Annotated in this window: 13 protein-coding genes; 11 read left to right on the forward strand and 2 right to left on the reverse strand. The window is 70.2% G+C overall.

Going from position 1 to position 12,939, the window contains the following annotated elements:
* Nucleotides 1–22 precede the first annotated feature (22 nt).
* The 5 genes from egtD to ABT340_RS14585 all read left to right on the forward strand — a co-directional run bounded on the left by egtD (nucleotide 23) and on the right by ABT340_RS14585 (nucleotide 6,530).
* Nucleotides 23–1,003, forward strand: coding sequence for an L-histidine N(alpha)-methyltransferase (gene egtD, locus ABT340_RS14565; RefSeq protein WP_352011206.1), 981 nt, complete (start codon nucleotides 23–25; stop codon nucleotides 1,001–1,003).
* Between the two features lie 238 nt (nucleotides 1,004–1,241).
* Complete coding sequence (locus tag ABT340_RS14570; RefSeq protein ID WP_352011207.1) at nucleotides 1,242–2,342, forward strand: M20 family metallopeptidase; 1,101 nt, start codon at nucleotides 1,242–1,244, stop codon at nucleotides 2,340–2,342.
* 378 nt (nucleotides 2,343–2,720) lie between these two features.
* The gene (locus ABT340_RS14575; RefSeq protein ID WP_352011208.1) at nucleotides 2,721–3,836 is read left to right on the forward strand and encodes a sensor histidine kinase; all 1,116 of its coding nucleotides are present in this window, start codon (nucleotides 2,721–2,723) and stop codon (nucleotides 3,834–3,836) included.
* A gap of 11 nt (nucleotides 3,837–3,847) precedes the next feature.
* Entirely contained in the window at nucleotides 3,848–4,501 is a 654-nt protein-coding gene (locus ABT340_RS14580) for a response regulator (protein WP_352011209.1), read from the forward strand.
* A 388-nt stretch (nucleotides 4,502–4,889) separates the two neighbouring features.
* Nucleotides 4,890–6,530: a carboxylesterase/lipase family protein gene (locus ABT340_RS14585; protein ID WP_352011210.1), complete on the forward strand. Its 1,641-nt coding sequence runs from the start codon at nucleotides 4,890–4,892 to the stop codon at nucleotides 6,528–6,530.
* Nucleotides 6,531–6,662: 132 nt separating this feature from the next.
* On the opposite strand, the gene ABT340_RS14590 is transcribed toward ABT340_RS14585, so the two are convergent.
* Complete coding sequence (locus ABT340_RS14590; protein WP_352011211.1) at nucleotides 6,663–7,466, reverse strand: MOSC domain-containing protein; 804 nt, start codon at nucleotides 7,464–7,466, stop codon at nucleotides 6,663–6,665.
* 86 nt (nucleotides 7,467–7,552) lie between these two features.
* Nucleotides 7,553–8,413, reverse strand: a complete 861-nt coding sequence (locus ABT340_RS14595; RefSeq protein ID WP_352011212.1) for an oxidoreductase — start codon at nucleotides 8,411–8,413, stop codon at nucleotides 7,553–7,555.
* Between the two features lie 113 nt (nucleotides 8,414–8,526).
* On the opposite strand from ABT340_RS14595, the gene ABT340_RS14600 reads away from it, so the two are divergent.
* The 6 genes from ABT340_RS14600 to ABT340_RS14625 all read left to right on the forward strand — a co-directional run bounded on the left by ABT340_RS14600 (nucleotide 8,527) and on the right by ABT340_RS14625 (nucleotide 12,785).
* A complete protein-coding gene (locus ABT340_RS14600) occupies nucleotides 8,527–9,165 on the forward strand; it encodes a helix-turn-helix transcriptional regulator (protein ID WP_352011213.1) in 639 nt (212 codons plus the stop codon).
* Nucleotides 9,166–9,466: 301 nt separating this feature from the next.
* On the forward strand, nucleotides 9,467–9,727 hold the full coding sequence (locus ABT340_RS14605) for a hypothetical protein (RefSeq protein ID WP_352011214.1): 261 nt from the start codon (nucleotides 9,467–9,469) through the stop codon (nucleotides 9,725–9,727).
* 1 nt (nucleotide 9,728) lies between these two features.
* The gene (locus ABT340_RS14610) at nucleotides 9,729–10,136 is read left to right on the forward strand and encodes a hypothetical protein (RefSeq protein WP_352011215.1); all 408 of its coding nucleotides are present in this window, start codon (nucleotides 9,729–9,731) and stop codon (nucleotides 10,134–10,136) included.
* 19 nt (nucleotides 10,137–10,155) lie between these two features.
* Nucleotides 10,156–10,383, forward strand: coding sequence for a hypothetical protein (locus ABT340_RS14615; RefSeq protein ID WP_352011216.1), 228 nt, complete (start codon nucleotides 10,156–10,158; stop codon nucleotides 10,381–10,383).
* A gap of 21 nt (nucleotides 10,384–10,404) precedes the next feature.
* Nucleotides 10,405–11,607 (forward strand): radical SAM protein, encoded by a 1,203-nt coding sequence (locus tag ABT340_RS14620; RefSeq protein ID WP_352011217.1) that lies wholly within the window; start codon nucleotides 10,405–10,407, stop codon nucleotides 11,605–11,607.
* Nucleotides 11,604–12,785: a cupin domain-containing protein gene (locus ABT340_RS14625; RefSeq protein WP_352011218.1), complete on the forward strand. Its 1,182-nt coding sequence runs from the start codon at nucleotides 11,604–11,606 to the stop codon at nucleotides 12,783–12,785. Before ABT340_RS14620 ends, ABT340_RS14625 begins: the two co-directional genes overlap by 4 nt.
* Nucleotides 12,786–12,939: the final 154 nt, after the last annotated feature.

Below are 12,939 nucleotides of genomic sequence, written 5' to 3' on the forward strand. Positions count from 1 at the left end.
CTGCGACATCCAAGGAGTCATCATGCCCGTCAGCCAGTCCGACGTACGCCTGACCAACCATCTCGGTGACGACTACCTCAGCCAGGCCCTTGAGCACGACGTCCGCGCCGGGCTGACGTCCGACCCCAAGTGGCTGCCGCCCAAGTGGTTCTACGACGAGACGGGCAGTGAGCTGTTCTCCCAGATCACCCGGCTGCCCGAGTACTACCCGACCCGCAGGGAGCTGTCCATCCTGCGCAGGCACTCGACCGACATCGCCGCCGACAGCGGGGCGGACACGCTGGTCGAACTGGGCTCGGGGACCAGCGAGAAGACCGTGCTGCTGCTCGACGCCCTGGCCTCGGCGGGGACGCTGCGCGCCTACACCCCGGTCGACGTGGACGCCGTCACCCTCGGCGACGCCGCGCGGCGCCTCGCCGCCCGCTACCCGGGGATGGCGGTGCACGCGGTCTGCGCCGACTTCGAACGCCACCTGGCGCTGTTGCCCAAGCGGGGACGGCGGATGGTGGCCTTCCTCGGCGGCACCATCGGCAACCTCGACCCCGAGGCCAGGGCCGTGTTCCTCAAGGAGCTGCGCGCCACCCTCTCCCCCGGCGACTCCTTCCTGCTGGGGGCCGACCTGGTGAAGGACACCGGGCGGCTGGTCGCGGCCTACGACGACGCGGCCGGGGTGACGGCGGCCTTCAACAGGAACGTCCTGCACGTGCTCAACCACCGGCTCGACGCCGACTTCGAACCGGACGCCTTCGAACACGTCGCGCTGTACGACCAGCGCAACGACTGGATCGAGATGCGGCTGCGCGCGAGCCGCGCCATGACCGTGCGGATCGCCGCCCTCGACCTGTCGGTCTCCTTCGAGGCGGGAGAGGAGACCCGTACCGAGATCAGCGCCAAGTTCCGTCAGGAGGGCCTGCGCCGGGAACTGGTCGCGGCCGGATTCACCCCGAGCCGGACCTACACCGACCCGACGGGGGACTTCACCCTCGTCCTCGCCCACGCGTGACGGATTCACCCGCCCGTGGCCCGTCCGCACGCGACCGGGTTCGCCATCGTGCGGTTCGTCCACCGTGACGGAGTCAATCGTGTGATTCGTCCGCTCGTGGTGGATTCGTCGGCTCGTGGCCTGTTCGCGCATGGTTCGTTCGCGTGTGGTTCCTTTCGCACGTGACCAGGTTCGTCATCATGTGCTTCCTCCGCCCGTGACGGGTGACGGAAGCGCCGGGGCGGGGGACGATGAGGCGGTGGATCTGGACTCCCTCCTCGTGACGGCACGGCGGCTGCTCGCCGTGCCGTCGACCGCCGACCGCCCCGGCGACCTGCGTGAGGCGCTCGAACTCGTGCTCGGCCTCCTCGCCGACGACTCGTTCACGGTCGAACGGTTCGTCTCGAACGGCAAGCCGAGCGCGCTCGTCTACCCCGGTCCCCGCAGGCCCCGGTTCCGGGTCGTCCTCAACGCCCACCTCGACGTGGTGCCCGCGCCACCGCACCAGTTCAGGCCCCGCCTCGAAGGCACCCGCCTGTACGGCAGGGGCGCCCACGACATGAAGGTGTCCGCGCTGGTCGAGACACTCGTCTTCCGCGAACTCGCCGGGGCGCTGCCGTACCCGATCGGGCTGCAGCTCGTCACCGACGAGGAGGTCGGCGGCCTGGACGGCACGGCCCACCAGATCGACCAGGGCGTGACCGCCGACTTCGTCGTCATCGGCGAACAGAGCGGGCTGCGGGTCGTGACCGACTCCAAGGGCATGGTGTCCGCGAACCTGCGGGCGAACGGACTCGGCGCGCACAGCGCCTACCAGTGGCTCGGCGACAACGCGCTGCTCAAGCTGAACCACAGCCTGGGGGCCCTGCTTGAGCGCTACCCCGTGGCGACCGAGGAGGCCTGGCGGACCACGGTGAACGTCGCCAGGATCGAGACCTCCAACACGGCCCGCAACCAGGTGCCCGACCAGGCGGAGGCGTGGCTGGACATCCGCTTCCCCGCCGGTGACCCCGACCTGGACGGCAGGACCGAGGAGGAGGTCACCGCGCACCTGGCGGCCTTCTGCGCGCCGGGCGTCGTGCCCGTCGTCACCCACGTCGCCCCGCCGCACCACGCCGACCCCGAACGGCCCGAGGTGCTCGGGCTGCGGCGGGCGGCGCGCAACCAGGGCTACGACGGCGCCCTGCTGCGTAAGCACGGCGCCGCCGACGGCCGCTTCTACTACCGCCGGGGCATCGACGCCGTCATCTTCGGCATCGGCGGGGACGGGCAGCACGGCCCCGAGGAGTACGCCGACATCACCACGATCGAGCCCTACCGCAGGGCCCTGCGCGAGTTCCTCACCGACCTCGGGCCGTGAGTCCCCGGGCGTGCGCCCTCCGGGCATGGGCCTCACGACATGGACCTCAGGGCACGGATCCCCTGGCGTCGGCCTCTGGACGCGGGCCTCGCCGCCTGCCCCGGGAGGTCCCCATGGGAGTCGGCCCAGAGGGTTCTCTCCGGGAAGCTCACCCCGGAGGCTCGTCCGGGAGACTCCCCGGAGTTCCCGAGGCCGCCCTCCCTCCCGGGAGGGAGGGCGGCCTCGGTCGGGCGAGGGAGGCGTGTCCCGGTGGGGGGCGCATAGCCTTACAGGACTCCTCAATGGTCGGCGGCCTGGCCGTCGAACGGGGCGGGAGTCCAACGGCGCATAGCCTTACAGGGCTCCTCAATGGGGCTTTCGACCCGGACGGTGACACCAGTGGACTCCCTACGCGCGCCGAACCTCCTGCGCGTGCCCCGGGCCGACGTCGCGATCGCCGCCGTCGTCACGGCCGCGACGGTGGTACCGGTCCTGCTGCCTCGCCTCCAGCCGTGGTGGGTCGTGGTCCTGGCCCTGCTGTCCTCGGCGCCGGTCCTGTGGCGGCGGACGCTGTTGATCGCGGCGAGCCTGGTCGCGGGTCTGGCGATGACGGCGCTGGTGCTGATGCAGGACGCGCTCACGCATCCGCCGTTCCTGCTCATGCCGTACGGCCCGCTGGTGTGCACCTACACCATCGCGGCCCTCGCCCCGCCGACGCTGCGGATGATCGGCGTCGGGCTGCTGGCCGTCGGGGTGCTGACCTCCCTGATCCTGCCGCACGAGGACTTCGACACCTTCCGCTACGTGGTGACGGCCTACGTCGCCGCCTACGCGCTGGGGGTCGGCGCCAGGGCCGGACGCGCGCAGCGCGGGATGGTCGAGGAACGCGCGCGGCGGCTGCGTGAGGAACGGGCGGCGGCGGTCGCCGAGGAACGTACCCGCATCGCCCGCGACATGCACGACATCGTGACCCACTCGGTCGGACTCATGGTCGTGCAGGCCGAGGCGGGGCCCCTGGTCGTGCGGGACGACCCGGCGCGGGCGGAGATGGTGTTCGAGGCGATCGCGACGGCCGGGCGGGACGCCGTCGGCCAGCTCCGCCTGATCCTCGGGACACTGCGGGACGGCCCGGTCCGCGAACCGCAGCCCGGCCTCGAAACCCTGGCCGACCTGGTCGAACGCACCCGTGGGGCCGGTCTCGACGTGGTCGTCGAGGAGCACGGGACCCGGTCGCCGGTCCCGGCGGCGGTGGACATCGCCGCCTACCGGATCGTCCAGGAGTGCCTGACGAACGTCCTGCGGCACGCGGCCGTACGCACAGCGCGGCTGCGCCTGACCTGGTCGGGACGGGCGCTGACGATCGAGGTCACCGACGGGGGCGGCGGCACGGCCGAGTTCCGCGAGGGACACGGTGTCGTCGGGATGCGCGAACGCGCGGCCTCCTGCGGGGGCGGCCTCACCGTCGATCCCCGGGGGTTCACCGTCACCGCCGTCCTCCCCCTCGGCTCTCTCTGACAGGGGCTCCCATGCGTGTGCTCGTCGCCGACGACCAGGACCTGTTCCGCGCCGGTTTCTCGCTGATCCTCAACGCCCACCCCGACATCACGGTCGTCGGGGAGGCCGCCGACGGGGCCGAGGCCGTCGCCAGGGCCGTCGAGCTCCAGCCCGACCTGGTCCTCATGGACATCCGCATGCCCCGGATGGACGGCGTCGCGGCCACGGCGGAGATCTGCCGCCGCACCTCGGCGAAGGTGCTGGTCCTGACGATGTACGACGTCGACGAGTACGTCTACGACGCGCTGCGCGCCGGGGCCGGGGGCTTCCTGCTCAAGGACGCGCGGCGGGAGGAACTCGTGCGCGCGGTCCTGCTCGTCGCCTCGGGGGAGGCGCTGCTCGCCCCGGCCGTGACCCGCAGGCTGATCGAGGACGTCGTACGGCGCGGCACCGCCAGGCCGGAGCTGCGCAGACGGCTCGGCGAACTGACCGACCGGGAGACCGACACGTTGCGGCTGATCGCCCGGGGGCTGTCCAACACCGAGATCGCCGCCGAACTGGTGGTCAGCGAGCACACGGTCAAGACGCACGTGAGCAACCTGCTGACCAAACTCGGCCTGCGGGACCGGGCCCAGGCCGTCGTGTTCGCCTACGAGTCAGGCCTGACCGTCCCCGGCTCCGCGTAGCCCGGTCTCCTGTCTCCGTACGGCTCCCGGCTCCGTGCGATGCCCGGCCCCATGAGCTCCGGCGCCGCGTGATCTCGGTCCCCTGTTTCGTACGGTTCCCGTGTGATGCCCGGCTCCATAGCTCCGGTGCCGCGTAGCCCCTGCCCCCTGCTTTCCGTACGGCTCCCGTGGGTCCTCTTGTCCCCGTGTGGTGCCCCGGCCCCCGCCCGGCAGGCACTTTTGGTCCCTGCGCGGTTCCCGGCTCTGTCAGCCTTTCGCCCCGGAGCGGTTCCCCGCTCTCTGGTTCCTGGTTCTCGCGGGTGATTCCGGGTTCGCTCGGCAGGCCGATCCGCGACGGTGCCCTCAGCCGCGAGGCTCTCCTCGATCCGCACAGCCCGAGGAGGTCTCGATGTTCCGTTCGCTCCGCCTGCCCATCTCCCTGCCCGCCGCCCTGGCCGTCGCGGGGGCGGCCCTGACGCTGGCCGTACCCGCCACCGCGTCCACCGCGTCCGGCGCTTCCACCGCCGGCGCAGCCGGGGGTACGGCCTGCGTGACCCGGACCTCGCTCGGCGTCGTCTCGGGGACGGCCACGGACGGCCTGTGCGCCTTCCGCGGCATCCCGTACGCGCAACCACCCGTCGGGAGGCTCCGGTTCAGGCCACCGCGCCCGGTGTCCCCGTGGCGGGGCACGCTCAAGGCCGTCGACGGCACCAGGGTCTGCCCCCAGGGCCGCGACCAGATGTCGGAGGACTATCCCGACGACAGGAAGGTCTACACCGACGAGGACTGCCTCCACCTGAACGTGTGGACGCCGAAGCCGGACCGCTCGAAACGACCGGTGATCGTCTTCATCCACGGCGGCGCCGCCGCGTACGGCACCGGTAACGAGCCCCGCTACGACGGGACGAACCTGGCCACCAAGGGGGACGCGGTGGTCGTCTCGCTCAACTACCGGCTCGGGCTGCTCGGCTGGGCCGAACTCGGCGGCCTCGACCCGGCCTACCGGGGCTCGGGCAACAACGGGCTGCGCGACCAGATCGCGGCGCTGGGCTGGGTGCGCGACCACGTGGCCGACTTCGGCGGCGACCCGGCCAACGTCACCGTGGTCGGGGAGTCCGCGGGCGCGTTCTCGATCAGCGCGATGCTCGCCACCGACCACCCCGAGCGGCTGTTCCGCAGGGCCGTACTGCAGAGCGGCAGCGGGGCCCTGGTGCACACCGCGGCGTTCGAGCGGAAGCTGGCCTCGACCCTGCCGGTGCGCGACCTCGCCGCGCTGCGGACGATGCCCGTGGCCGAGCTTCTCAGGGTCCAGGAGAAGGCCGTGGCCGCCTTTCCCGGCGCGGCCGGGCACGCGCTCTACTTCGGCCCGTACGTCGACGGGACGCTGGTCCGCGACACGGTGACCAAACGGGTGAAGGCGGGCAACGCCCGGGGGATCGACCTGCTGATCGGCACCGACCGGGACGAGATGAACTTCTTCGGCCAGTACTCCAAGGAAGGGCTGGGAACCCTCGCCGAGCAGTACGACGCGTTCTTCCCGAAGGAGCTGGCCGCCCGGCGCGCCCGGATGACCGAGGTCTACCGCAGGGACAGGACGAAGCAGGCCGCGGCCCTGGCGATGTTCACCGACCAGGGCATGCGGGTGCCCGCCCTGAGGCTCGCCGAGGCGCAGAGCCGCTGGCGGTCCACCTACGTGTACCAGTTCGACTGGGCGCCGCCGAAGGGCGTCGGGGCGGTGCACACGATCGAGCTGCCGTTCATGTTCGGCACGCTGCGCTTCGTCGGCGTCCAGGGTGGCCCCGAGGCCCTGCGGACCGACCGGGCGCGGCTGACGACCCTGTCGGCCCAGATGATCGACGCCTGGGCCTCCTTCGCCCGCACGGGCGACCCGGACGCGCGCCGTACGGTCCCGCGTCCCGCCTGGCCCGCCTACCGGGTGCCGCGGCGCGCCACGATGATCTGGGACCTCTCCCCCAGGGTGGCCGACGACCCCAGGGGGCACGAGCGCGCCCTGTGGGACGGCGTCCCCTTCGACGGCGCCTACCTGTGACCGGCCGCCGGCCGACGCCCCTCACCGGGGCGGGGGCGTCGGCCGGACCGGCACCAAGCCCCACAGGAACGACCAGACTCGAACGGCCATCGCCGGCCGGTCAGGATAAAGTGACAATCCAATGACAGATTGTCACTCCAGGAGGACGACCGGGTCGCCGACGCGGATCGTGCCCGGGGTGTGGGGCAGGCCGGACTTGCCGAAGACGACGCGTGGCTTGTCCGTCCTGACGGTCCGGTATCCGGCGAGTGTGCGCAGCGGCTCCCGGCCCCTGGCCCCCGTCGCCTGGTCCACGTTGACGATCACGCAGCGCCCGCAGGGTTTGACCAGTTCGACCTCGATCTCGCCGATCCGCAGCCGCCGTACCCCGTCCTCCTCGAACGGCTCGTGCCAGCCGGAGACGACGATGTTCGGGCGGAAGCGGTTCATCGGCACCGGCTCCGCCAGCCGCGTGTTCAGCTCGGCCAGCGACTCGGCCGAGGCGACCAGCAGCGGGAGGGCGTCGGCGTAGCGGAGTTCCCCGACGGCGTGCTTCGGGTTGATCCTGCGGACGTGGTCGTCGGGGAAACACACCAGGCGGCAGGGGACGCCGAGCACCGTGGAGAACCAGTCGGCCGCCTCCTCCCCCTGGTCCACGCCCCGGTGCGGGGCGTTGAAGAGGGTGATGTCCCGCGCGGGCAGGTCACGCCGTACCTCGTGGGTGAGCGGGACCGTCGCGGACGGGTCGGGGGGCTCGACCCTGAGCTTGTCGCCGTCGTAGACCGGCCGCAGCAGCGCCATCCCCGGCACCTCCCGCTGGGACAGGTGCGTGCCGTCCGGCGAGACGAGCATCAGCTCGCGGTCGTGCCGTATCCCCCTGGGCGTGATCTCCGCCTCCCGCAGCGCGGTGCCCGCGCAGCTCTTGAGCGGATAGACGTTCAGCTCCGTCACGATCACATGGATCTCCGTGCCGTCATGGCCGCGACCCTACGCGTCCACGGGAACGACCAGAAGGCTTCCCCGGCGAATCTCACAGCAAAATGTCAATCTTGCTGAAGGCCGAGGGTGTTCAGCTCCGTGACCTCCCGCTCGTCCAGCACGAGGTCGGCGGCGGCCGTGTTCTCGGCGAGGTGCGCGAGCGAGGAGGTCCCCGGGATGGCCAGCGTGACCGGGGAACGGGCGAGCAGCCAGGCCAGCATGACCTGCGCGACCGTGGCCCCGTGCCGGTCGGCGATCCGCCTGATCCGCCCGTCGTCCGGCAGCCCGAACCCGCCGAGCGGGAAGAACGGCACGTACGCGACCCCCTCCCGCTCGCACTCGGCGAGCAGGTCAAGGTCGTCCTGCCGGGTCAGGTGGAAGTGGTTCTGCACCGCGACGACCGGCGCGATGTCCCGTGCCTCCGCGAACTGCTTCGCCGTCACGTTGCTGAGGCCGAGGTGTCGGATGAGCCCCTCCTCCCGCAGCGCGGCCAGTACGGCGAAGCGCTCCCCGATCGGCTCCTCCGACGTCCCCATCAGGCCGACCCGCAGATACACCAGGTCGAGGTGGTCCCGCCCCAGCCCGGCGAGGTTCTCCTCGACGGCGGCGCGCAGGTCGCCGGGACCGGCCTCGGGCAGCCACCCGCCGGGGCCACGCCGGGGACCGACCTTGGTGGCGATCACCAGGTCCTCGGGGTAGGGACGCAGCGCCGCCCTGATCAGCTCGTTGGACGAGAGGTCCTCGTAGGAGTAGAACGCGGCGGTGTCGATGTGGTCCACGCCGAGTTCGACCGCCCGGCGCAGCACCGCGAGCGCGCTCTCCCTGTCGCCTCTGGGGCCGTCCCAGCCGCGTGCGGGCAGCCGCATCGCCCCGAACCCGAGGCGTGAGATCCGCCTGTCACCACCGAGCGTCACGTGTTTCGTCATGTCTCGACCCTGCCGTCTCCGCCCCGCCCCACGCGAGGCGATGGCAGCAAGCTGCCACCCGCCCTGACCTGTATGGGTTTGTCCCGTACGGCGCGGCACCGCAGACTTGGGGCGTGGACCAGGATCGGAACGTGACCCTGCGCGGAGAGCGGGAGCTGACCGCGCGGGTGGGGCACCTGCTGCTCGGCGCGCGGCGGGAGTTCTCCTGCGCGGCCGGTGACCTGGAGACCTGGAGCATGCCCGGCATGCGCGCCCGGATCGTGAAGGACCGTCCCCTGACCGTCCGCAAGCTCTTCGACGCCCGGCTCCTCGCCGACGAGGAGGGACGGCGCCATCTCGACGAGGCCGCCCGCAGGGGCGCCCTGGTACGGATCTCCACGACGGGCCTGCCGTACGAGACGATCATCGTCGACGGGCTCCTCGCGGTCCTCGCCGGGCCGCCCGGTCCCGGCGAGCGTTCCTACACCGTGGTCCGCTCCCCCGACGTGGTCGCGAACGTCAACGCGCTGTTCCTCACCGCGTGGAACGCCGCCGCCGACCTGGCCGAGTTCCGCCGTTCGGCGCCGCCCGTACTCGACCAGGAGAGCCTGCGGGTGCTGTCCATGCTCGGCAGCGGGCGCAAGGACGAGAGCGCGGCGCGTGAGCTGGGCCTGTCGCTGCGCACCTACCGTCGCCGGGTGGCCGCCCTGATGAAGGCACTCGGCGCCGACTCCCGCTTCGAGGCCGGCCTGCGCGCCAGGGACCTCGGCTGAACCGGTTCCTTCCACACTTCGGTGCGGACGCGAACATGGTCGCAGAAACGTGGTCCGCTGAACGCCCGGAGCGTCCTTCGCGCAGGTCGACTTGTCAGGACGATCCGCACACCCCAACCCCGTGAAGCGGGATGAGAAGCCTCACTGAAACCAGTTTCCTCGACCGGTTCGAAAAGCCGGATAAAAAAGACACCCGACGACGCCATCCATCGCGCAAAGAGGGTATTGTCTTGGTTTTCCCATGATTACGGCCGGTGTCACAGCGGGATAAAAGCCTGGGAACACTGTGGAGGAGGCGGCCGTGGCGCGACACGAATTTCGTGTGGTGCTCGATTTCGAGCTCGACGAGAGCGTGATCGGCAGGATCGACCAAGCCGTGCAGAAAGCGGTGGCCATCGAACTCGCGAGCGTCGACCTCAGCGACAGGGCATGGATCAACAACCCCATCCTGGCCGCGCGGGCAGGGGGCGACGGCGGGAGGACACGGGGAATCTGGGCGGTCGAGATCTCCGGCGAGCAGATCGCGGCCACCGGGCTCAGGAAGCCGGACTTCGGGAGCTGACGTGGTGGGCGTCCACGGGGAGAAGGCGGCGGAGACCCTCTGCCCGAGCGCCCGGTGCGAGAGGGACGCGATCCTGCTGGGGGTCTTCGACGCCACCGGTCGACTCGGATACATACGTCCGGCTCTCAGGATCGATGACGAATTCGTGGCCGACGCCACCAAAGGGCGGGTTCCCGAGGAGCGTTTCCGATTCGCCCAGCCCTGCGTCGAGGACGGCTGCAGGAACTGGACCGGCGAGCGGTGCTCCGTGATCGACGACGCCCTGGAACTCGGGACCGCCACCGAATCCCTGCCGGCCTGTTCGATCCGGAGAGCATGCCGCTGGTTCACGCAGGCCGGGCCAAGCGCCTGTGCGGTGTGCCCCCTGATCGCAAGAAACGTGAGAACGGCCGATCCGGTCACTGATTGACACGAAAGGAGATCGCGTCATGCCGGATGCGAATGAAGAAAAAGTATCGGAGGGTCGGTCGACGATTTCCGTCGAGGGCCGTAAAATCCTCGGAGAAAGCATCCTGAACGGAATCATCGCACCGGGTGAGGTAATCGCGGGCTCCCTCGACTACAACCAGCACGGCGGTAATTACTCGCAGCGTGGCGGAGGCAACTACACCCAGGGCGGCGGCGGGAATTACGACCAGGCCCCGCTGCAGAAGTAGGTCCGCGCGGTGGTGGACAGGGTGGTCCGGCCGGCATGGAGCCCGGCGGAGCCGGGCTCCATTGAGGCGCTCCAGGTCGTCTACAAGGTGGCCGAACGGTGCAACATCAACTGCACGTACTGCTACTACTTCAACATGGGCGAGGAGACGGCGTTCGACAGGCCTTCACTCGCCTCCGCCGACGTCACGGAGGCGCTGGCCCACTGGATCGCCCAAGGCTGTGAGGAGCTGCGCATTCCGTGCGCGAAGATCGCCTTCCACGGCGGCGAACCGACCCTCATCGGGGTCAGAAGGTTCGCTGAGGCGTGCCGGCTCCTCCGGGAGGTCATCGAACCGGTCGCGACCGTCCTGCTGAGCATCCAGACGAACGGCACGCTGCTCGATGACCAGTGGATCGCGGCCTTCGCCGAGCACGGCGTCGCCGTGGGTGTCAGCATCGACGGGCCGCGGACGGTCAACGACCGCTTCCGCCTTGACCGGCATGGTCGTTCGAGCTTCAGCCGGACGGAGGACGCGATCCGGCGACTCGTCGAGGCCCATGGGCCCGGGAGTCCGCTGCCGTCGACCGTCAGCGTCATGCACAGCGGGAACGACTACCGCGAGGTCTACCGCTACCTGCGGGCACTGGGCGTGCGGAACATGACCTTCCTGCTTCCCGACAGGAACGCCGATGACGTCGAGTTCGTCTCCTCGGGTGCGGCGAAGCAGTACGGTTCGTGCCTCTCGGATCTCTTCCACGAATGGTTCAGCGAAGACAACACGGACGTGCACATCCGCTTCGTCGACCAGTTGCTCGACCACTTCCGGCCGGGCGTGACCCCCGGCCAGGCGTTCTGTCGGCCGCGCAAGGAGAACCAGGTCGTCATCGCGCGCAGCGACGGCACCGTCGCGATCGACGACACGTTCATCCCGGCACTGGGCTGGTACACCGGGACGCCGGTGTACTCCACCGCAGAAACCAGCCTGCGCGAATTTCTCGCCGAACCGGTCTTCCTGGAGGTCGAGGAGACCTTCAACACCTTGCCCGAAGGATGTGCCGGGTGCCGGTGGCGTCATGTCTGCCGCGGTGGCGACCTGGAGAACCGCTTCTCGAAGCGGAACGGGTTCGACAATCCGTCGGTGTACTGCGACGCCTACAAGGTGATGTACCAGTACGTGTGCGACGAGCTGGTGCGCAACGGCTATCCCGGTGAACTGATCACGGCGAAGTTTGGGAACGCATGACCGTCGAATTCACGCTGGCCCGGTTGCTCCAGCCGCTCACGGTGGAGACCTTCCTGCAGAAGGTGTGGGGCATCACGCACTACCACGTCGAACGCGACCGCGAAGACTACTTCGGCAGCCTGTTCGGCCCGGCAGCCGTCGAGGACGTCCTGGAGATCGTCCGGCCGGAACCGTCGACTGTGACGGTCGTGCGGGAGAACGACCGCAGGAGCCCCGACTCCTACAGGTTCGCCGACGGCACCATTGACCTCGTCCGGATCCGCAACGACTTCGCAGACGGCCACACGATCGTCATCAACGGCGTCGAGCGTCACGTGCCCACCGTCGCCTCACTGGCCCACAGTCTTGAGGTCGAGCTGAACTTCGAGACACAGGTCAACGCCTACATCACGCCGCCCGGATCGCGAGGCTTCCTCCCTCATTACGACGACCACGACGTGCTGGTCCTCCAGGTCCAGGGATCCAAAACCTGGCACGTCCACGACGACGCCGACGTGCCGCCGCACAAGATGCGACGCCGGGAGAAGGTCGTCGTGTCCGACCTCCCGGCACCGGCCGTCCTGCGGCTGAACGCGGGGGACGCGCTGTACCTCCCGCGCGGCCGCGTCCACGCCGCCACGGCCAACGCCGAGCCGTCCATCCACCTGACCGTCGGGATCCACGCACCGACCGTGCTGAAGCTCGTCACCGAGGCACTTGAGGCGCTGAGTTACCGGGACGACCGCGTCCTCGCCCAGTTGCCACCGCGGCACGTTGACGACGTGGGCGTCCGTGCGAGCCTCGACGACCTCCTGCGCGACGTGGCCAGGGCCATCGAGGACCCGGCCGTCATGGCCGAAGGTTTCGGGGCTCTGGGGGACGCCCTGGTTCGGCGTGGCCGATGCCGGCCCGTCGGGCAGTTGGTCCCCAACGCCGTCGAGGCTCCCCGGATCGACGGACGGACCCGTGTGGTCAGGTATCAGCCGCTCTACTCACGTGTACTGATGATGGCGGACGGCGTCGCGCTACAGTTCGCGCAGTCGCTGGTGAGCGCCGACGCGGACCATCGGGCCGCGATGCTGTTCCTGTCGAGGAGCACCGAGCCGTTCGAGGTGCGCGATCTGCCGGAGCTGTCCGAGGCGAAGCAGATCGAGTTGGCCCGCACGCTCGTCGTGGACGGGTTCCTCGTGCGGCTGTGACCGTCAGGTCTCGCGGGCGCGGCGGGTGTTCTCCCGGCACAGCCGATGGACCGGCCACTGTTTGCGATGGCCTCCCCCGATCGTCTCCACCGCTGATTTCCGCACTCAGACCTCTCTCGGTCCGGCATACGCGGATTCGCGTACGGCGAAGCCT

The sequence above is a fragment of the Streptosporangium sp. NPDC000239 genome, assembly GCF_040300765.1.
Classification (GTDB): Bacteria; Actinomycetota; Actinomycetes; order Streptosporangiales; family Streptosporangiaceae; genus Streptosporangium.